This is a genomic window from Deinococcus aquatilis DSM 23025 (assembly GCF_000378445.1).
Lineage (GTDB): Bacteria > Deinococcota > Deinococci > Deinococcales > Deinococcaceae > Deinococcus > Deinococcus aquatilis.
The window spans coordinates 15,749-35,314 of sequence record NZ_KB899742.1 but is presented as its reverse complement, the minus strand read 5'-3'; the positions used below and the strand labels follow the sequence as shown (position 1 = coordinate 35,314).

Sequence of the window (19,566 nt, the reverse complement as noted above, 5' to 3'; positions counted from 1 at the left end):
AGGAATCCCCGCACGAGACAGCCCACCAATCCAGTCTTGGCCAATACATTCCCGGTCGGCATAGAGCACGGCGATCTCCTGGCAGGACAGAAGGCACAGCACGTCGTTCATCAGGGTCAGCCGGATTTCGGTGCTGCTGCTGCCCCCATGGGGCAGCAGCTCGAAGAGGAGTGGAATGGCGACACCACGCCACAAGACAGCCAGCACCAGTGCGTTCACATCTGTCTGACCCAGCTTCCAATTCGTGCGGTCAATGATAAATTCTCGCTTCCGGGCATCCGGAAGCAGCCTCAGCACGACAGCGGCCAGATTAGCTGGGCACAGGGGATGGCGTTTGAAAAACCGCTCAATTCGGCGAATGACCGAGGACGTCTGTGCGCTTCCCGGGAAGCGCTCAGCCAGTTCTGCATGCCGGACGTCCTTGGCTTGAAGGAGTGCCAGGACGACGAGAGAAAGCAGCTCCACTTGGTTTTTGCGGTACTCCGGGAAATGAGCACAAAAGCAGCGCGTCAGATGGGTCAGCGTGGCAGGGGACGCCCAGAAGTTTTGACGGATCAGACGAGAGATTTCAACCCGTCAAGAAAGTGTCTGTATGTCAACAATAAGGTGAGGAGAGAGCGTCGCCCTGAAACTGTCTGCGCTTGTCGCCTGTACCCGAATTGCGCGTTCTCTGTCTCAACGGCACCACACCGCTGCTCTTCGCTTGATACCAGGCTGCCTCCGGGCCCGATCCAGAACAGACCTGCGCGGGTGGGGGTGAAATGCCGAACTCTGCAGGAGGACGCCATGATCATTCTTGGACTGGATCCCCACCCGACGACCCATACCGCCGTTGCTCTCGATTCGCGTGGAGTGGTGCTGGACAGCCTGAGCGTTCAGAACAACGCCGACGGCCTGAATCAGTTGTGGGCTTGGTCGACTCGTTTTGAAGGACACTGCTGGGCGATTGAAGGTGCAGGCAACCGGTACGTGGCTCCCCTGCTGGCCCTGCTCTTTGCCAATGATCAGTTGGTGTATCACATCCATCCCAGCCTGACCAGTCAGTACCGTGCACGTCGCGGCAAGAAAAAGAACGACTTGGTCGATGCCGAGAACGTCGCCCGGGTGCTGCTGGCCAACCCGCAGCTCCCGCCCGACCAGCTCAGCACGCAGCGTACCCGCTTGCAGGAATTGTCCCGCACGCGGGACAAGCTCGCTCAGCAGCGCAAAGCCAATCAGATGATGCTCGAAGCGCTCCCAGACTCGACGACGGACTCGCTGAGCACCGCCCTGCAGGCGGTGCTGACCTCTCTCGAAGCCGCGTTGAAAGAGCTGGAACACGCCATGGCCACCCTGGTCGCTCAGGTGGCCCCCACCCTGTTGACGTTGCAGGGAATCGGCGTCGTGCTGGCCGGCACGGTGCTCGCCGAAGTCGGTGACATCGAGCGGTTTGAGACTGTCCATCATTTCGCCAGTTATTGCGGCGCTGCCCCAGTTGAACGAGGGAGTGGGAAGAACACGCGTTGGTGCGTGAGTGTCGGTGGGAACCGACAGCTCAATAGGGTGCTCCATCTGATGGCCCTGACACGCCTGCGCTGTGATGAACGGACCAAAACATTCGTGACCAGGAAAGAACAAGAGGGAAAAACGAAACGAGCGGCACTTCGCGCACTCAAGACCCACCTGGCCCGCGAGCTGTACCGAACCTTGCAGACCAGTCACGCTGGCGGCCCCATCCCCGCCCCTTCATAGGATCTTTTTGGGTCTTTGCTCTGCCGACTTGACATACCAGGTTCGGGTACTGAGAGCACGGCCAATCCACAAGCACTCGCCACCAGTAAACGGCGGTTGCAGCAGCACAGAAGAATGCAAGCCCAGCGGATTGACGAGCGCCGCGGTCTTATTTGAGCAACCATCACATGTTTTCAGCGTTGTGCCTGAGATCGAATGCGCTGCCTGTATTTACTCGTGTCTCCACACCCTACTGCGCAAAAGCCAGCGCTCTTTAGAACCTATCCGGAAGATCTGTTCTACTGAAGACAAGTGACAACGACTCAACCTCATCAAGACCAGATCAATCAGCAGCACACGCTGTGGGAGGTCTCGGACGAACTCTGGATCCGTCTCGCCCCTGTTATGGTGATCGACAAGCCCCGGAAAAAGATTGGGCGTCCCACGCGGGACGCCCGCACCATCTTCAACGGGCTGATCTGGCTGGCTCGAACCGGCAGTCAGTGGAGTCAACTTCCCCGCCGATATGGCCCGAAATCGACTGTCCATGAGCGGTTTGGTGCCTGGGTGGAACACGGTTGCTTCCGTGCAGCGTGGGCCATCGTGCTCAAAGAGTACGATCAGAAAATCGGGATCGACTGGGCATGGCAAGCTGCCGACGGAAGCATGGTGAAAGCCCCTCTCGGAAAAAGGGGGGCGCTGGTGCGCCGCAAGCCACGGGGAGCAACCCCACTGACCGAGGAAAAGCCGGATGTAAACGCACGCTGCTGACCGATGCCAAAGGCATTCCGCTCTCCGTGGTGCTGTGTGGGGCAAATCGCCATGATAGCAAGATGCTGATGGACGTCTTGGATGCCGTCGTAGTCGCTGTTCCTCCTCCTCTGGAGGAGGAACAGCGACATCTGCTGCTGGATCGTGGGTACGACACGCCGGCGTGTCGTCAGCTGGCCGTGGACGAAGGTCTCATCGCGCATATTCCCAAGAAAGCGACCGAGGAGCACTCTATTCCTGCCCCTGACGATCCGGAACGCCACCCAGCCCGGCGGTGGGTCGCCCTCGGTCGGCCACAGTTGGGTGGGTCGCTTTCGCCGCATCCAGACCCGCTGGGAGAAACGTCAAGACCTCTATCTGGGGTTTGTCGAGTTGACTGCTTGCCTCATCATCTGGCGCAAACTAGCACCCGTCGCCCTCCTCTGAAAATCTTCCGGATAGGCTCTTAGCTCGACTTTGGCCATTGAGGAGCATCAGGCGGCATAGCAGAGCGCGTCTGTGAGGCGCTCGATGAACTCAAGTGGGACTTGAACCATTTCGCGTCCTGGTGCAGATGTGCGAAAAGTCGGAATCCTCCACAAGGCTCGCCGAACCTCGGCGAGCGCGTCGACGAAGGTGGGCAGGGTCTTGTTGTACCAAGCGGCATGACGAACCCAAGGTTCATGGCTTTGCCAGCGTTCGTGGGCCATGAGTGTCACCAGGGAGAACAGCCCCAGCAACGCTGGGGTTGTTCTCACAATGGCGAGGTCACTCCACTGGCGCTGCGTTTCCACACCCAGATGAGCCCGGACTTCTTCAAAGGTAACCTCGAGCTGCCAACGCTGCACAAAGTACTCCAAGATCTGGAGGGGGATCTGCAAGAGATCCGTACACAGCAGCGCCTGAGTGGAGAATCTCCCTTTGGGATCACGGATCAGCACCCAGCGCACCGGAAGGGGTGGGAGGCCGGTGTGATACCAAACCGCGGTTTGAGAAACGATCTCGACTTCGCGGTGGGTCTCCCCATACCAGCAGCCCACCTGAACGCGCTCCCAGCGCGTCTCTGGATCTTGAAGCAGGGAGGCTAGGGTCGGGAGGCGGTTGCCTTTCAGCCGGGGCCGGCCCATCTGGCCGGCCCTGCGTTCTGGTGCGGGGTCGTAGAGGGCGGCATCCAGGCGAAGACGGGTGATGACCGTGATCGGCTGGCCTTGCTGGAGGTCATGGAGCCAAGCAATGCTGGCGTACGCGCTGTCTGCCACGACGATCAGCGGCCGTCCAGGACACCAGCGCTGCACCACGCGCAGCATCTGCCGAGCCCAGTCGATCAGCGTTTTGTGCCGGTGACCGCGTTCTTCGTGGTACCGCTGTGACGGCACCAGTGCCGTCAGGAATGGCAGCGCCCAGACGCGTTGGGCCCAGGGAATGGGGGTTAGCAGCATCAAGCTCAGCCAGCGGAGCCCGCTGGCTTTGACGAAATGCCCGTGGCTGGACCGTACTGGATCCCGGTAAATGCCCTTGGCACTGATCTTGGCTCCAGTGCGTCGTTCTATGGTGTCGTCCAGACCGAGGATGAGCGGCCCTGAGGGCACCAAGGCCATCAACAGCAGACCGAGCAGCACGCGACTGGCTTGGAGACTGGACCAGCGCGCCCGATTCAAAAGGCGGTGAAACGTCCCGAACCTCGGATCGTCTGCCAAGCCGAGCACCCGCAACGCCGCGGTCACCGTCCGTTTTCCAGGAGAGAGCAGCGCCCCGACGACGAGGAGTTGCACCTGCGGCCAAATGCGTGCCGAAAACACTGGAGCGAATCCTTCCAAGACCCCGGTGAACCACTTCGGAAGCAGTGTCATGCTCAAGTTTGACAGGGGGAGCAGCAGGCTGCTCCCCCTGTCAATGGCCAAAGTCCAGCTTAGAACTGATTCAATTGATTATGTCTTTAATTGTTATGGCTTTAACTGCATGGTCGCTCACTGCGCTGCCGCCCAGGCTAAAGCATGGCTAAAACAAACAATCCACCGACCGAATCCAGACTCACCTTCGGACGACGCCTCCGAGAAGAACGCCACAACCACGACATGACCCTCGAAGACCTCGCCGCCGCCAGCGGCATCACCTGGTCATACATCGCCCAAGTCGAAGTCGGCCGACGCAACATCGGCGTCGACAACATGCACCTCCTCGCCGCTGGCGTCGGCGTGCCCCTGAGAGACTTGCTCTAATCAGAGTTTTCCCTTCTGCACTTAGCTCATCGGCCTGCCAGGACGTTGCGTCCTCTCCCACGCAGGACAGTCAGTGAACCATTGCCTCCTCTTCACAGGCGTTGCATCCCCCGTACCGCTTGCTGGCCTCAAACAGGACATCTGCAGTTGCCAGAGCGCGTACGGTACCCCTATGACGCTCACGCCTCCCACACCCCGCTGCTGGGTCGTAGGCAGTTGGCTGCTCTTTCCAGCCGTGAGCGTCTTGCTCGTTCCCACAGCCAAACATGAGTTTCTCCTCACCCTCGCCACACTCGTGGTGTTCAGCGCGCTCGCCACCTGGATCCTCAAACGCAGCCTTGCGCAGGCGCTGATGAACGCGGCGACCTGGATGGCTGTCGCTGTGGCGATGCCACTCCTTTTTTGGATTTTCGTCATCACGCTTGGCCTGATGGAGCGAATAGACGGGATCAGTGGAATCGCTGGGGGAGAGTGGCTGGTGCTCATTGTAGCGTTGCTCCTTCTGGTCACACCCGTGTTGCTCTGGCTTCGCTGGTACCTGATGACCTTCCCCCCGGTCACCCTGGCCATCGTCATGCTCGGAGCTCTCCCCCACTTTCAGGCCAGCTGATTTCGCGAGGTCGCAAAATCTGGCAGCCACGAGTGATGTCAAGTCAATTGAACGTGGCTGACCAAGGACAAGCAGCCTTCAGTCGCCTCTCACTGGACTTCGGAAACCTCAGGGACTGCTGAAAAAGCCACTATTTGGATCAAGCCGGGCCGCTGTGGAGCAGGTGCAGCAAGGCTCGGCTGGTGAGTACTGCCGGATTCACCCTGTTACGTTACCTGTCAGCGCGGCGCAGGGGCTTGCCTCTGCTCACTCAGAACAAGCTGGGTTGGGTGGTGGTCTTCTTTAGCAATGGCAGCGCGTTCACTTCTACAAACTCCAGTCCTCGCCCCTCCAACTCCCGACGCGCTGGCCCCGTGATGGACGGCGCCGCCAAGATTCCCCTCACCACGCCCGTACCCACCACCCGCTGCACCGACGCGACATACCGCCCGAGTTGAGACACTGCATCCTGTGTTGCTCGGCCCCGCTTCAACTCCACGACCACAAAGCGCCCCTGAGCATCCTGCGCGTACAGATCGATACCGCCCGATTCCACCAGCAGCTCGCGGTTCAGCACCCGCAGGCCTGGTTCGATCAGCTCTGGGTGCGCGGCTAGGGTTTCTTGCATCTGCGCTTCCGAGCCGGTGAGCAAAAAGCCTGCTTCCTCGTTGAGCTCCAGTGCCTGCGCCATCTGAACCTCTAAGAATGTGACCCGCACCAGTTCCATCGGACTTCGGCGCGAGGCTAAGAGCACACACTGCTTTTCCTCCAAGACCGCCGTGATCTCGTCGGTCTTCGGCTGCCAATTCATCGGCTTGACGCCTTTTGGGGCATGAATCTGCAAGCTGCCATCGCGCTTGATCATCACTAGGTACGAGCCCACCTCAGCGGTACTGGCGGCGCGACCGTGATAGCTCACTTCGGCGAGGCCGCCCACTTGGATCAGACAGTCGCGAGTCCGAAGAGCCCGCATGAGGAACGCCCGCAAGTCCACTGCAGTCGGGGCCAGCAGTTGTTCGCGAATCATGCCCGCAGCATAACCAAACCGTCCCCAGCCGCTTTGGCGAGCAGCATGAGTTCGCTTCTTCTAACCGCTGTCGATTCAACCCAAGGCGCTTCTGTGTTAGGTAGAGCTGGGCTCTTACGGCACACTGTCAGTCGCTGCGCCTGGCGTTGGCCAGAACGATCCATTGTGGTTTCGACACGCTTAGAAGTAAGAGGCTTCACTTGTTCGAGTTGTTCTGTGGGGTCAGCGGATCAGTTGAACTTTGACGCCGACGTTGATGTTCGCCCACTGCTGGTCTGCAGTGAGTGCGGGCAGTCCGAGTCGTCGCGCGAGGGCCAGACACGCGCGGTCTCCCAGACTGAGTCCCTGTGCTTGAGTGAGTACTCTCAACTCAGCGGTGACGACGGCGTCCTCGTCCCCATAGGGTTCGACTCGTAAACCTTCAATACGCAGATCCCGCGCGGCGGCCCGTACGTCACCACCCCGCTCGCCGACTTTGCTGAGCACTTCAGCGAAGTTGACGGCACTGATCACCGCAGCATTTTGGAGTGCGACGTCGACTTGATCTGCGCCTGGCTCCTGCCGAAGCCAAGCGATGACGGCGCTGGCATCCAGAACAGTCATTCGTCCCCTTCACGGCGCGCAGCCTCACGGCGGTCTTGCAAGAGCTCGTCCGTCAGATTCGTATCTTGCGGCGCGAGCCGAGCGCCGAGTGCAAAGAGGCGTGACCGGGCCTCACCTTTCTGCTCCATCACAATACGCTCACCGTCTAAATACAGTACAAATTCGCCACCGTCAGGGACATTGAGGCGCTCGCGCACTTGAGCGGGCACAACGACGCGGCCTTGGGCGTTCATACGCACTTCGTAGGCAGCTTTGGCAGTCATAGTGTCAGCTTAGCAAAAATTTTGTCATAAACCTTCTGCTTCTGTCATTTTAAACTCTTCTTTCTGGTAACTGGTGTTACCAAAAGGGTAGAAGATGAAAGAGGATTGGGTTCAGTTGATGCCTCTTCTGATAAACTTAGGCATGACTGCATTACCCTCCTACCATCTGAAATTACAGGCACAGGGACGCTTGGTGGTTCCAACAGATGTTCGTACCGATTTGGGTCTGAAAGAAGGAGATGAAGTGATTCTCCTCAAAGAGGCTGGAGGGTATCGCTTGACCAGCCGCTCCCTGTTGGCTAAGGCTCTCCTCGGTTCATTGCATAAGGAAGGAACGCAAGGACTTGACCTGACGGCCGAACTGCTTTCCGACCGGCAGGCTGAAACAGTACAGAAGGGCTGGTAAACGGTGCTCCTCGATGTCAGTGCCCTGATGGCCTATCTGCTGGGTGAGGACGGGGGAGAGAAAAGTTTGCAGGTGATCGCCAGTCGCCCCTGTTTCGTCAGCAGCGTGACCCTCACCGAACTGGAAGGCAAACTGGTGGGGCGTGGGGACTTTACCCCCCAGCAGGTGCAGGCCGCCTTGGATCCCTTGTTGTCCTTGGTTTCTGAAGTTGCCTTTGATGCTCAGTGTCGTCCCCGAGCGGCCTTTTACTACGCCCGCAAAAGTCCCTATGGACTGAGCCTCGGTGACGCGGCTTGTCTGGGAACGGCCGACGCTCTGGGGTACGATGTCCTCACCGCTGAACAGGGCTGGGCCGCCATCCCAGACCTGCCTGTTCAGGTTCACCTGATCCGGTGACGCAATCTCAAGTCTTTTTTGAGGCCTTCTGGTAAGCCCTCCCGGAACGGCGGCTCCGGAACAGCCTGAATAAAGAAGATGCCCTCAGGTACGCCTTCTTTTATGCCCTGACCACGACGGTGGGCGTCCACCATGCCAATGTTCACCTGGAATCCCATCACACCGGCCTAGACGGACGCAAGGAGATCGACTTGTTGGTGCCGCCTCTGCAGGGTCAGGCCGGTCTGGTCACGGAATTCAAGTTTGACCGGCAGCGGGACGTCGGGTCGGTCAATCGCACCAACCGGGTTGGCGCCGTCTTCAAGGATCTCTACCGCTTAAGTACCTACGACCCCACAGCACCCTGGATTCGGCTGTTCGTTTATGTCACAGAAGGAGAAATGGCCCGTCATTTTCGCAGTCCACGCTTGGGGTTTCAGTGCTTCTTTGATGGGCCTCTGGACACGACCCTCGATGACCTCTTCGCGCTCAGCAGCGTCGCCAGCATTCAAACGCATCTCACCGGGTTGAAGTCATCGGCCCGCGTGCGCCAGGTGTTCAGCCGGGAACAAGACGGGCTGTTTTTGCGTCTCTATCAGGTGAGTCAACCGTGACGTTGGAACTGTACTGGCAGGGAACGCTGGCCCCTTCTCGCGCTTGCGTTGCCTTGGCCCCTGAAGAACGAAGGCGCCGAGCGGTGGCTGCTGTGGCCGAAGGGGACACCGTCACTCTGCTGGATCTCCTCGAAGCCCACCATGTGCGCACCCATGGGCACTTCAGTCCCGAAACCTTGCGCAAATATCGGCTGGGTGCCCGCATGTGGCTGACCTATGCCCACGAGAATGCGGTCAAGGTCTTGCATCCCGAGGCGGAAGACACTGACCTCTGGGTGCGGGCGATGGAGGTTGCCGGAAAATCCCCCGCGTCTGTGGGCGTCTTGCTCACCGGAGCACGCGCCCTGTACGCCGCCTTGCGCTGGAACTGAGCCACCAAAGACACACCCTTTACCGATACCAAGCCGAAAAGAGACAAACGGCGACCTTGGGATAAGCGTCAACCGTATCCCGAAGGAGACATCCAAAGACTATTGGATTCAGCTCCAGTCGAAATGCGCGTCTTATTGCGCCTTGGTGGAATTGCTGGGCTCAGAGCTTCCGAAATCACCGGCTTGAAGTGGGGTGACGTGGATCTGGATGGGGGCGCCCTGACCGTAGTCAACGGCAAGGGGGGCAAGACGAGACGTGTGCTGCTGTCGGCCTCCCTCATCACGGACTTGCGGGCACTGGGATCACACGCTGCAGAGGTGCCCGTCATTGGGCGCACGCCCGAAGCGGCACGGGGGAGACTGCGGACGCTGTGCAGGCAAGTCGGCGTGCCTTACTTGGGCCTCCATGCCTTGCGGCACACGGCGGGAACTCGCCTCGTCCGGGCGGGATTTCAACTGCAAGACGTTGCGGAGCATCTGGGCCATAGCGATGTGCAAACCGCCCGCACCTACGGCAAATGGGCCGACGACCGACTCAAAGACCACATGCGCGGCAGTTGAGTTCAGGACATCAAGGCTCCTCATCCTGAAGGTGTTGGCGTGCGCGGGGCCGGTTGCGGTACTTCTCATCCCGGCAGAGCCCACAGCTGCACAGCGTGGCGTTTTTGCTCGCATACCCGCGCGACTGATAGACCCAGAGCGTCCAGCGGCCGGGTTCTTCCGGTTCCGCCCAGGTGGACGCCAGCGCGAGACGGCGACGAATGACCCGTTCACGGTGATGGCGTGTGTGGGCCCGATCATGCTTCTTCTGGATGGCTTCACCCCACGCGTCGCGGGGCAGAGTGGGGCGGAACCGAGTCCTGAACAGCAACAGCTCAGGGGGTCAGGCGGCCCGCCCGCGACGCGTGGAATGCCAGCTCGGTAAAGGTGGGCTCATCTGTCCAGCCTACAGGCCAGGAGAGCGCTTCACATGCGCCAAACAGCGGAGGGGCAAGGCCGGGGAACAGACCCGTGTCCGTGTCCACCAACAGGCCCCCAGAGCCGTCGTACAGCTCAACGGGCGTTCGAGAGCCGTTGCCAAATGCCCAGTGCCCACTGCGCCCTGCTCAGCAAGCTCTCCTCTCCGGTTTGAAGGTCTTTGACCCGGACTTGCCCGGCCTGAAGTTCCGTGTCCCCGACCATGACCGCGAGACGAAAGCCCTTTCTGTCCGCATACCGCAATTGCTGCCCGAGCCGGTGGGGCTCCAGGTAGACCTCCGTGCTCACGCCCTGTGAGCGCAGCTCTGCCCCCAGCCGGAGAGATTCCCCCTGGTGTTCCGGTTGGAGTAGGGTCACCAGCACCTGAGCGGTGGTCGAGGTGCGGGCGGAGAGGACGCCTGCCTCCAACAGAGCCGGAACAAACCGGCTGACCCCAATGGACAGGCCCACCCCCGGAAACGTGCCCGTGTGAAAGTGGCCTACCAAATTCTCGTACCGGCCACCCGAGCAGATGCTGCCCAATCCGGGAAAGTTCAGAAGCTTGGTCTCGTACACCGTGCCCGTGTAGTATCCCAGCCCCCGGGCGATACTCAGATCCACCTGAAAGTTCGCTTCCGGCACGCCTAGATCCCGAAGGCCAGACAGAACGACGTGGAGCTCGGTCACGCCTCGGTCGAAGAGTGCATTCCTAGCCTGCCCTGCCAATTCGCTCAGCAAAGCATCGGAAGCCAGATTGCTGGTGACCAGATCGAGGAAGGGGGTCAGGGTGTCCGGACTTACCCCCAATGTGGTGAAGTCCTGCCGCACCCGGTCAATGCCGACCTTCTCCAGACGATCAAGGATCCGTAGGGCCTGGGGCACGGCCACTGGTGCCAGACCCAGGCTTTCGAAATATCCCTGCAGCACCTGACGGTTATTGAGCCGAATGCAAAAGGGGCCAATATTCAACCGGGTCAGGGCGTCACTCACCACGGCAGGCAACACGGCGTCATACAGCAAGCTGAGAGAGCCGCGTCCAATGACATCGATGTCCGCCTGATAGAACTCCCGGTACCGGCCCGCCTGGGGCCGTTCACCGCGCCAGACTTTCTGAATCTGGGACCGCTGAAAGGGAAAGACCAGCTGACTCTCGTGCTGCGCGACGTAACGCGCCAGAGGCACGGAGAGATCGAAGTGTAGTGCCAGATCCGTGTCGCGCTCGTCCGGCCCGGCATTCAAACGGGTCAGGGCGTAGATCTCTGCGTCGTCAGCGCCTTTGGCGGTCAGCACGTCCCGGTGTTCGACGCTGGGCGTTTCGATGGGGGTGAAGCCGTGCGCCTCGTAAGTGCTGCGAATGAGGGAGAGGACGCGGTTAAAGGCGAGCTGCTGTGCGGGGAGGTATTCGGGGAAGCCGCTGAGGGCTCTGGGTTTGATCATATAAAGCTGACCTCATCGATCCTGTCTGAGAGAAACAGGGCAGGCGGGGGAGGAAGAATTTGGCGCTGGTGTTCAGCGCGCGGCCCGGCTGGTCCTCAGAATGTCGATGCAGGCGTTCCATGACGCTCAGGATAGAGGGAATCTGCGCGTCATTCGCCCGCCAGGTGGCGTAAGCCACCTCCACAAGGATTCTTGGGGCGGTGGTCCTTTGCCTACTCCATAAAAAAAGCACTTGGGAGCCTTCAAGGCAGGCTTCTGAGGCGTACGCACTCTGCAGAGGACGGTTCATTCGGGAATCACATGACGCACATGCCCTGATTCCTGCACGTCCTCCGCCTGTCTACGGCCGGTTCTGGCAAGTTAAAGGGCGGTAAGCTGACAGAATGATGGAGTGAACCAGGATGAGGCGATTTACGGTGCTTTGTTGGGAGGTGCGGTTGGGGACGCCCTCGGTCTGCCCTATGAAGGCTTACCGCCGGCGAGAGCAGCCCGAATGCTCGGTTCACCCGACCGGTACCGCTTCTTCTTCGGGTGGGGGATGGTCTCAGATGACACGGAGCATGCCGCACTTGTTGCCGAGGCTCTTGCACGAAGTGCTGGAGAGGTGCAGGCCTTCGAGCAGGCTCTCGTTCAGGGTCTGCGAGGGTGGATCTTGAGCTTGCCTGCTGGTCTGGGTTGGGCGACCCTGCGTGCTGGTTTGAAATTGGTTCTCGGGGTTCCTCCGTACCGAAGAGGAGTCTTCTCAGCCGGCAACGGTCCAGCGATGCGTGCGGCGGTCATCGGCGCAACGGTCTCCAGGCAGGAACAGATCCTCCCCCTGATTCAGGTTTCGACCCGTTTAACCCATACCGACCCGAAAGCTGAATATGCAGCTTTAGCTGTTGCGTTGGCGACCTACCTGCACAAAACAGCTCCTTTAGATGGGGTTGTCTTCCTGAAACAGCTTCAATCCCTCCTCCCCCATCATCCAGCGGCGACTGAACTCCTGACCGTGTTGGCCGGAGCCCATCAGCATGCCCTGCGGGGTGGCTCCACGTTCGCTTACGCCGCTGAACTCGGCTTGCACAGCGGCGTGAGTGGCTACGCGTACCATACGGTTCCCGCTGCTCTGCATAGCTGTTTTCAACACCCCCGCGACCTGATGACCGCAGTCATGGAAGTCATTGTGTGCGGCGGTGATACCGATACAGCAGGAGCCATTGTCGGTGGCATCCTCGGTGCAGGGACCCCTCTTCCGGAAGGTTGGGCACAGCGGCTGATGGAACCTGACTTAAATCCAGCCGGCTTGAGAACCAGAGCGCGGCGAGCCGGATTGGCGGTCGCCACAGGTCAGGCAGACCAGCAACGCTTCGGGCGTCCAGAAGGCCGCGTTCCGCGGAATCTTCTTTTTCTAGGGATCGTCCTGGTGCATGGATTTCGGCGTTTGTTTCCACCCTACTGAAGTGCCGGAAATGGTGCAGAAACCAGCGTTCAGTGGAGCCTCTGTTTGCGCTCACACGGACCTCTTGAAGTCCCGAGGAAACGAACCCCCGAGCGGAGAAGCGGCCTCTAGGGTGTGTCGGCCAAGGTGGATCTCACTCCCAATCCACTGCTCCGTCTTGGATTCTGACCCAGTGCAGACACTGTTCTGGGTTGACCGCAATGCCCGCTTCTATGCGTTCACGTGCCCAGAGAGGCACCCAGCACAGTAGGGCTGGCCCCCAGTCACTACTGGTGCCTGGGGGGGAAGGGACGGGCGTCACCCAGGTATCCCATGGGGGCATGTTGTTCTCGGCAAAATACCCATCACTGGCCACGTGAGCCGCGCCGTCTGATAAGGAAGCAGCCGGCTCGACCACCATGAACGCGAATGCTCGGCGCACCTCGTGAGCCACGATCACGTCAGGGTGTTGCCCAGAATCGCCAGCAGCGACTGTCAGGCGTTGACGAGCAGCTCGAAATTGAGCCAATTCCGTGTTCAGATCAGCAGCCATAAACGACGGGTACCCGCTGAGCACTTGAGCGAAGGGCTGCAAAGCTCTGCTCCGTAAGGCGGTGGCCGCGGGAGCATCGTCAAGAATTGAACCCCACAGGCTAGGATCGGAACCTGGGAGTTGCAGAGACCGGAGAAGAGCGGCTTCGTCAAAAGGCGGGACGCACCGGCGAATGTACAGCAGGCATTCTTCCAGAGCGCTCAGTATCGACATACGCCGTTGTAGCACCCCAGAGCCCCTTGGCCTACAGACCCTAGAACGAACGGGTCTGATCCACCTGGTGGACGATGTAGTCATCAGCAAAGCGGTTAGTCTGAGCAAGCCAAATCCAGCGATCTATCACCTTTCGCTGGAGCCCCTCCAAGTTGATGCAGCGGACGCTTGGTTCGTCGGCGACTCGCCTCGCAACGACGTGTGGGGACCTCAGCAGGTGGGCTTGCGTGCGGCCTACCTCCCGACTGGGCACCCGATCGGTTTAGAGCGGCCGGATGCTGTCTTGCATGATCTGCGAGACGTGCTGAATCTCGTCTGAACTAACCTCTGCAACTCGCGAGTCGTTCTGTCAGAGCCATTCAAGGATGGCCACCAGCGTCAACCACCCTTGGTAGTTGACAGCACGTTTGTCATACCGCGTCGCTACTCGGCGGAAGCTCTTGAAACGGTTGACCAGGCGTTCGACCTTGTTCCGTTCCTTGTACACGCTGGCGTCAAAACAGATGTCAGGGCCTTGGTCTTTGCGCCTGGGAATCGTGACTCGAATGCCACGGCCGTGCAGATACTCCCGCACGGTGGGGTAGCTGTAGCCTTTGTCGCCTACGATACGATCAGGACGAATTCGCGGGCGCCCTCGTCCAGCACGGACAACAGCTCCCATCTCAAGGAGAGGTTGTAGGAACTTTAACTCATGCCGTTCTCCACCGCTCAGGACGAATGCCATGGGCTTTCCTTGCCCTTCAGCACGCAGATGGATCTTGGTACTGAAGCCACCGCGGGACCGCCCCAGAGCTTCGTCTTGCTGGCTGCCACGTGCGCCTGCCGCGCATTGATGTGCACGCACCACCGTGCCATCAACAAAGTGAACCGACCAGTCGAGCTGACCCTTCAGGTCAGCAAGGCGTTGGAGCTCTGTCCAGATTTGCTGCCAAATCCCCTTGGCAGTCCAGCGACGGAATCGGCTGGCAATGGTCGTCCACTTGCCGAACCGTTCAGGGACATCGCGCCATGGTGCACCCGTTCTCAGCACCCAGAGGATGCCACTGACGATGGGTCGATGCTGCAAATAGGGGCGCCCGAGACCCACCAGAGGTGGCGAAAGCAGCTCCAAACGTCTCCACTGTGCATCCGTGATTTCTTCGCGCCACAGCGTAAAAAGATACTTCAATGCTCGTGGATCCTACCCTTGGCCTACAGACCCTAGCGCAACAGTTCAACCGAGACGCTGAGCGATAATGTTTGCCAAGCGCGGTCTGCGGTGAGCACCGACTGACCCAGGCGTTGACCAAGGGCCAGACAATAGCGGTCACCCAAAGAGAGGCCAGCGCTGCGAGTTACGGCATACAGGTCTGCGACGGCAATGGCGTCTTCACTCTGTCCGGCGTCCACAAGCAACAGTTGGCCCAAGATGCCCCGCTCGGTCAGCTGCCGGGTTGCGTCAGCGGCAGCTACCCCTTTGCTCGCCAACTTGGACAGCACTTCCGCCCAGTTCACGGTATGGATGGTGGCCCCTTGTTGTAAGGCCTCATCCACCCGCTCAGCCCCCGATTCACCTTGTAGCCAAGCGAGCAACGCAGATGCATCCAGAACCATACTCATTCCTGATCCGTTTCCTGACGCCGCTCTGCAATCAGTTCGTCTGCGAGTGACTCTCCATCAATAGCCAGATGAGCGAACATGCCCCGCGCACTGGCAATGGCATGCCCAGCGGTCACTAGCTCTGCTTTGCCCTTCTCCGCCACGCGGGCAATCAAACGGTCACCAGAATGAATGCCCATACTTTGCCGAAAAGCAACAGGGAGAAATATCCGGCCATTTTCTTTCACTTCCAGTGTAAATGCCTCTGATGCGGTCATGGGGCAAGTTTAGCATTTTTGCCGTTCGCTCTTTTCTTGCCGTGTGTTTTATACTACCGATAATGGTGGTTACACCCAGATAAGGAGATGCAATTGACCCTCGTCACTCAAGCCCCCGCTTCCTCCCTCGATCCCATCCAACTGGTTCTCGACTCGGTCACTTCACCCCTGACAAAGGCCGCTTACCGCACAGCCCTCACTGGTTTCCTAGGCTGGTGGACTGAACAGGGCAGCCCCCCCCTCAGCAAAGCCGTGGTACAACGCTACGTCACCGTTCTGGTGGCGGATGGTCGTTCGTCCGCCAGTGTGAATCAGCGCCTCTCTGCCATTCGCAAGCTGGTGCGAGAGGCCGCTGATAACGGTCAGTTGGGGATCTTTGAAGCCGAAAGCATTGCACGGGTCAAGGGCATTAAAAAACAAGGGCAACGGACGGGCGCTTGGCTGAGCCGGACTCAGGCGCAGGAGTTGCTCCTCGCCCCGGATGTCTCCACCCTGCGCGGCCTGCGTGACCGAGCGCTCCTGGCCGTGCTCCTGGGGTGCGGTCTGCGGCGCTCGGAACTGGTGAACCTGACCTTCGAGCATGTGCAGCAGCGCGAAGGCCGCTGGGTGGTGCTGGATCTCACCGGCAAGCACGGACGAACCCGCACAGTGCCCATGCCGGGCTGGTGTAAGGCGGCGGTGGACGCTTGGATCACGGCAGCCGGATTGAGCACCGGACACCTCTTCCGGCCGACCGCGCCACGGGGATCGAAAGTCTTGGCCCGTTCCTCTCTCTCCCACGAAGCTGTGGCCCTGATCGTGCGCAAGTACGGCACCCAAGTGGGTCGCTCCAATCTGACGCCAGAAGGCGTGTCTCTTGCGCCACATGACCTGCGCCGAACGTTTGCCAAGCTGGCGCACAAGGGGGGTGCGCCCATTGACCAGATTCAGCTATCTCTGGGCCACGCCAGTATTCAGACCACCGAGGTTTATTTGGGCGTCGATCAGAATCTGGAGAATGCCCCTTGCGATGTACTGGGGCTGTCCCTGAAAGGCGGTTAAATGACAGCAGAAGGGAGCTGCAGGATGGAACACGCTGATTGGCGGAGCCGTGGGGTGGCCATCTGGTGTCAGGTCAGCCACAGCAGATCAGCCTACGCCTGTCCGGTCAAGGCACACAATAGATGAAGGATCAACGCCGCTCAGCTCAGGCTTGCAAAGTCGCTCGCCCCTCTGCCACTCAGTGAAGCGATTGACGAACAAGATCAAAGAGGCCTGGAAAGTTGTCCTTCAAAAATCTGGAGCAGGGAAGGTTGATTGAGACTACCGCCCAAATCTTCACCTCTTTATGTATTACGTCTGGGTTCATTCCTAATCAGAATGGAGATTACCAATCCAGTCCGAGCCGCCAAGTCTGCGTCAACCCCAGATCCAACAAGACCGTCGAATAGACAGAACCGGCTCGGGCGCTCTTCTCGAAGACTGAACGCTATCCAAGGCCACCAAACCTGCACCATAAGAGCCAGTGCCGAGAGAGCCCGACCTGCCCCACCTTTCTCTAGGAGGCTTTGTGTTTGCCCTCGGCCTGGACATCGGAAAAGACTTTCTCTACACACATGTGCAGCTCAGCGACGTCCTAGAAGGGTCACTCCCTGACCTCCCGAACACGTCCACCGGATTCCAGCGTCTCCTGTAGTGGGCCCAACAACACGGCGTGGCGCCAAAGGAACTGCATGTGGTGATGGAGGCCACCGGCGTGTACTGGGAGCAGTGCGCGAAATTACTGTTCGGTGCGGGCTGCACCGTCAGCGTGGTGAACCCCACCAGCATCAAATACTTCGCCCGCGCCAGACTCAAGCGGGGCAAGACAGACTGTATGGACGCAGCGGTCATTGCCCTGTATAGCGCCATGATGCGGCCGAAACCTTGGTCACTGCCGAGCACCGCATTGCAGGAACTCAAGCAACTCGTTCGTGAACGCACGGCGTTGCAGGGAGCGCTGACTCAGGATCAAAATCGACTGCACGCCTCAGAACGCTGGCAGCATGAAAGCCAGATCGTCGTGGCGTTACTGAACACGCGCATTGCCCTGCTTAGAGCAATTCTCCAAATTACGCCACTGAAAAAAGACTTTCGGTGGCTCCATTCTGTGTCCTACTGAGCGAAATTCACTCACTCCGCTCGGTTATTATGATGACAAATGCTCTAAGCAACAGATCTTGGAGCTCAAAACGACCAACCGAGCACTCATTTGTTCCGATGACACGTTGTGTAAGCCCTTTAAGTTGTTGACCAGCATTCCTGGGTTCGGCTTGCTCACTGCAGCGTCCGTATTAGCGGAAACAGATGGGTTTGCACTGCTTGAGACCGGTAAGCAAATCTCGGCTCATGCTGGTATTGCTCCCTCTCCGTTTCAGTCGGGTACGAGTGTGAAAGGCCGAGGGCGCATTTCAAAAACGGGGAATGCTTACCTGAGGCGTTCGGCGTACCTTGCGGCCTTGAGTGTCACGCGAAACAAAGGGCATCTGGGGGACTTCTATCGTCGTCTGCGAGCCACTGGAAAGCCGCCCAAGGTGGCGTTGATTGCGCTCGGGCATCCATTGTTGCGGACAGGATTGGCCGTCGTGAGATCAGGGCAGCGATTCAGCGAAACGTACGTGAAACCAGCGTAACATCACGCATTGAGTGGTGCGGCGGTCTGTGATTAGCGGTCGCTCGGGTGCCCGGCTTCCAGCCAAGCACTCCTGCCGTTACCATGCTGTCCATGGGCGCGGGGATGACCGAGAAAGATCTCTTCGAGATCATCCGTCGCCAGTCCGAGCAGATCGACCAACTGATCTCTGAGAACAAAGCCCTCAAGGCTGAAGTCGCCCGCCTGAAGAAGCGCATCGAGGAACTTGAACGGCGGGAACGCAAGTACGCCGCACCCTTCAGTCGTGAGAAACGCACCGCCGATCCCAAGTCACCAGGACGGCGTCCTGGTGAAGGCACGTTCGCACACAAGTTCCCACCCACGCCGGAGCAGATCACCGTGACCGTGCCGGTCAACACGCCGAACACCTGTCCTCGCTGTGGGTTCACGGGGCCGCTGATCCTCACCCGTCAGGACAAGGCCTGGGTCACGGAACTCGCCCCCCAAAACGCCATGCAGGTCACCGAGTACCACGTGCCCGTCATGGCGTGCCCCCAGTGTCACCACGCGGTGCGTGGTGACCATCCCGACCTGAACGCCGATCAGGTGGGCGCGACCGCTCATCGACTCGGCCCTGTCCTGCACGCCACCCTTCAGACCCTGCATCACGAGCTGGGCCTTCCAGTCCGCCGCATCGGGCGGGTCATGAATCTCCTCGGCGGCCTCCAAGTCACGCAGAGTGCGATCACGCAAGCCGCTGAGCGGCTTGCGGCTGACGGCAGCGCCTTGGCTGCCCACATCGATGGACTACAGACACAGGTGCAACAGGCACCGTTCGTGCAGCACGACGACACCGGCTGGCGGATCGGCGCCCAGAACGCCTGGGTGGGCACCTTCCGCAGTGCGGACACCGTGGTGTTCCGCGCCAACCTGCGGCACACGAACGTGGAAGTCCGGGAAGGTCTGGGGCAGAATTTCACGGGCGTGCTGGTCAGTGACCGCTTCTCCTCGTACGACAGCCGTTTCCTGCAGGACGTCCGGCAACAGAAGTGCTTGGCGCACCTGATCCGCAATGCAGATGAGGGCGCCGCTGGAGAACAGCGGCGCCCTGGGCGGGGAGAGCTGTACGGACAGCGGGTCGCGCAGGTCTTCCGGGATGGCATCCGACTGCATCGGGACGTGACAACGGGTGTATGCACGCGAGAGGAGTACGCGCAGCAAGGTGAGGCACTCACCCTGCGTCTGGACGCCCTGCTGAACCGGGCACCGCTCAAGTCGAAAGCGAACGACTTCGACTGGGCCTCCTGAAGCAGCGCGTGCTGGATCGGTTGTGGCGGTTCCTGAAGGACCCGGACATTCCACCGACGAACAACGCAGCGGAGCGGAGCTTGCGGACGGTGGTGATGGCGAGGAAGGTCTCGCAGTGCAGCAAGAATGCGGTGGGCGCGCAGACGTACATGCGGATCAAGTCCACCGTGGAGACCGCGCGGTTGCGCGGTCAGGACCCCGTCGCGGTCCTGACCGGCCTGATGCGCTGACCGGATGCTCGGCCCTTTGGCCGACCGCTAATCACAGACGTGCGGCGAACAGGC

Annotated in this window: 24 protein-coding genes and 1 pseudogene; 16 read left to right on the top strand and 9 right to left on the bottom strand. The window is 59.8% G+C overall.

What is annotated here, in order from left to right:
- On the bottom strand, positions 1-465 hold a 465-nt coding region (locus F561_RS0119885), incomplete at its 3' end, for a hypothetical protein (RefSeq protein ID WP_019011727.1).
- Between the two features lie 321 nt (positions 466-786).
- On the opposite strand from F561_RS0119885, the gene F561_RS0119880 reads away from it, so the two are divergent.
- Both F561_RS0119880 and F561_RS28130 read left to right on the top strand, forming a co-directional pair.
- Positions 787-1,731 carry an IS110 family RNA-guided transposase gene (locus tag F561_RS0119880; protein WP_019011726.1) on the top strand — a complete coding sequence of 315 codons (945 nt, stop codon included), beginning with the start codon at positions 787-789 and terminating at the stop codon, positions 1,729-1,731.
- Positions 1,732-2,052: 321 nt separating this feature from the next.
- Positions 2,053-2,907, top strand: a pseudogene (locus F561_RS28130) (IS5 family transposase).
- Positions 2,908-2,954: 47 nt separating this feature from the next.
- Here F561_RS28130 and F561_RS0119870 read toward each other — a convergent pair.
- Positions 2,955-4,310, bottom strand: a complete 1,356-nt coding sequence (locus tag F561_RS0119870; protein WP_026299093.1) for an IS701 family transposase — start codon at positions 4,308-4,310, stop codon at positions 2,955-2,957.
- Positions 4,311-4,454: 144 nt separating this feature from the next.
- Between F561_RS0119870 and F561_RS30370 the strand changes: the two genes are divergently transcribed.
- Together F561_RS30370 and F561_RS0119860 are read left to right on the top strand one after the other, a co-directional pair.
- Positions 4,455-4,679, top strand: coding sequence for a helix-turn-helix domain-containing protein (locus F561_RS30370; protein WP_040381347.1), 225 nt, complete (start codon positions 4,455-4,457; stop codon positions 4,677-4,679).
- A 235-nt stretch (positions 4,680-4,914) separates the two neighbouring features.
- Positions 4,915-5,289, top strand: a complete 375-nt coding sequence (locus F561_RS0119860) for a hypothetical protein (protein ID WP_157452026.1) — start codon at positions 4,915-4,917, stop codon at positions 5,287-5,289.
- Between the two features lie 250 nt (positions 5,290-5,539).
- Here the strand turns inward: F561_RS0119860 and nucS are convergent, their stop codons facing one another.
- The 3 genes from nucS to F561_RS0119845 form a co-directional block, all read right to left on the bottom strand.
- Complete coding sequence (nucS, locus tag F561_RS0119855; protein WP_019011722.1) at positions 5,540-6,295, bottom strand: endonuclease NucS; 756 nt, start codon at positions 6,293-6,295, stop codon at positions 5,540-5,542.
- Positions 6,296-6,517: 222 nt separating this feature from the next.
- Positions 6,518-6,898 carry a type II toxin-antitoxin system VapC family toxin gene (locus tag F561_RS0119850; protein WP_019011721.1) on the bottom strand — a complete coding sequence of 127 codons (381 nt, stop codon included), beginning with the start codon at positions 6,896-6,898 and terminating at the stop codon, positions 6,518-6,520.
- Positions 6,895-7,161 carry an AbrB/MazE/SpoVT family DNA-binding domain-containing protein gene (locus tag F561_RS0119845; RefSeq protein WP_019011720.1) on the bottom strand — a complete coding sequence of 89 codons (267 nt, stop codon included), beginning with the start codon at positions 7,159-7,161 and terminating at the stop codon, positions 6,895-6,897. The genes F561_RS0119850 and F561_RS0119845 overlap by 4 nt, the downstream gene beginning before the upstream one ends.
- A gap of 142 nt (positions 7,162-7,303) precedes the next feature.
- Here F561_RS0119845 and F561_RS0119840 point away from each other — a divergent pair, with 142 nt between their 5' ends.
- The 5 genes from F561_RS0119840 (at position 7,304) to F561_RS30100 (ending at position 9,488) form a co-directional block, all read left to right on the top strand.
- Positions 7,304-7,567 carry an AbrB/MazE/SpoVT family DNA-binding domain-containing protein gene (locus F561_RS0119840; RefSeq protein WP_169389552.1) on the top strand — a complete coding sequence of 88 codons (264 nt, stop codon included), beginning with the start codon at positions 7,304-7,306 and terminating at the stop codon, positions 7,565-7,567.
- A 3-nt stretch (positions 7,568-7,570) separates the two neighbouring features.
- Positions 7,571-7,963: a PIN domain-containing protein gene (locus tag F561_RS26145; RefSeq protein ID WP_019011718.1), complete on the top strand. Its 393-nt coding sequence runs from the start codon at positions 7,571-7,573 to the stop codon at positions 7,961-7,963.
- Positions 7,964-8,154: 191 nt separating this feature from the next.
- Positions 8,155-8,556 carry a hypothetical protein gene (locus tag F561_RS0119830; protein ID WP_157452025.1) on the top strand — a complete coding sequence of 134 codons (402 nt, stop codon included), beginning with the start codon at positions 8,155-8,157 and terminating at the stop codon, positions 8,554-8,556.
- A gap of 83 nt (positions 8,557-8,639) precedes the next feature.
- Positions 8,640-8,927, top strand: a complete 288-nt coding sequence (locus F561_RS30105) for a site-specific integrase (protein ID WP_245556586.1) — start codon at positions 8,640-8,642, stop codon at positions 8,925-8,927.
- A 102-nt stretch (positions 8,928-9,029) separates the two neighbouring features.
- Positions 9,030-9,488: a tyrosine-type recombinase/integrase gene (locus tag F561_RS30100; RefSeq protein ID WP_281166606.1), complete on the top strand. Its 459-nt coding sequence runs from the start codon at positions 9,030-9,032 to the stop codon at positions 9,486-9,488.
- 492 nt (positions 9,489-9,980) lie between these two features.
- Here F561_RS30100 and hisS read toward each other — a convergent pair whose 3' ends face one another.
- Positions 9,981-11,321, bottom strand: coding sequence for a histidine--tRNA ligase (gene hisS / locus F561_RS26140; RefSeq protein ID WP_019011714.1), 1,341 nt, complete (start codon positions 11,319-11,321; stop codon positions 9,981-9,983).
- Positions 11,322-11,712: 391 nt separating this feature from the next.
- Between hisS and F561_RS0119810 the strand changes: the two genes are divergently transcribed.
- Positions 11,713-12,762, top strand: a complete 1,050-nt coding sequence (locus F561_RS0119810; protein ID WP_019011713.1) for an ADP-ribosylglycohydrolase family protein — start codon at positions 11,713-11,715, stop codon at positions 12,760-12,762.
- Positions 12,763-13,466: 704 nt separating this feature from the next.
- On the top strand, positions 13,467-13,826 hold the full coding sequence (locus F561_RS26135) for an HAD family hydrolase (protein ID WP_019011711.1): 360 nt from the start codon (positions 13,467-13,469) through the stop codon (positions 13,824-13,826).
- A gap of 30 nt (positions 13,827-13,856) precedes the next feature.
- On the opposite strand, the gene F561_RS0119795 is transcribed toward F561_RS26135, so the two are convergent.
- From F561_RS0119795 to F561_RS0119785, 3 genes are read right to left on the bottom strand one after another with little or no spacing between them, the layout of a single operon-like run.
- Positions 13,857-14,657 (bottom strand): IS5 family transposase, encoded by an 801-nt coding sequence (locus F561_RS0119795; RefSeq protein WP_026299092.1) that lies wholly within the window; start codon positions 14,655-14,657, stop codon positions 13,857-13,859.
- 50 nt (positions 14,658-14,707) lie between these two features.
- Complete coding sequence (locus F561_RS0119790; RefSeq protein WP_019011709.1) at positions 14,708-15,106, bottom strand: type II toxin-antitoxin system VapC family toxin; 399 nt, start codon at positions 15,104-15,106, stop codon at positions 14,708-14,710.
- Positions 15,103-15,363 carry an AbrB/MazE/SpoVT family DNA-binding domain-containing protein gene (locus F561_RS0119785; protein ID WP_019011708.1) on the bottom strand — a complete coding sequence of 87 codons (261 nt, stop codon included), beginning with the start codon at positions 15,361-15,363 and terminating at the stop codon, positions 15,103-15,105. Before F561_RS0119785 ends, F561_RS0119790 begins: the two co-directional genes overlap by 4 nt.
- A gap of 93 nt (positions 15,364-15,456) precedes the next feature.
- On the opposite strand from F561_RS0119785, the gene F561_RS0119780 reads away from it, so the two are divergent.
- From F561_RS0119780 to F561_RS30095, 5 genes are all read left to right on the top strand, one after another.
- Positions 15,457-16,404, top strand: a complete 948-nt coding sequence (locus tag F561_RS0119780; protein ID WP_026299090.1) for a tyrosine-type recombinase/integrase — start codon at positions 15,457-15,459, stop codon at positions 16,402-16,404.
- Between the two features lie 652 nt (positions 16,405-17,056).
- Positions 17,057-17,503, top strand: a complete 447-nt coding sequence (locus F561_RS27435) for an IS110 family transposase (protein ID WP_019011706.1) — start codon at positions 17,057-17,059, stop codon at positions 17,501-17,503.
- A 58-nt stretch (positions 17,504-17,561) separates the two neighbouring features.
- Positions 17,562-18,014 (top strand): transposase, encoded by a 453-nt coding sequence (locus F561_RS30580; protein WP_425386931.1) that lies wholly within the window; start codon positions 17,562-17,564, stop codon positions 18,012-18,014.
- Between the two features lie 104 nt (positions 18,015-18,118).
- On the top strand, positions 18,119-19,282 hold the full coding sequence (locus tag F561_RS0119770; RefSeq protein WP_245556585.1) for an IS66 family transposase: 1,164 nt from the start codon (positions 18,119-18,121) through the stop codon (positions 19,280-19,282).
- An 8-nt stretch (positions 19,283-19,290) separates the two neighbouring features.
- Complete coding sequence (locus F561_RS30095) at positions 19,291-19,512, top strand: IS66 family transposase (RefSeq protein WP_040381344.1); 222 nt, start codon at positions 19,291-19,293, stop codon at positions 19,510-19,512.
- Positions 19,513-19,566 lie beyond the last annotated feature (54 nt).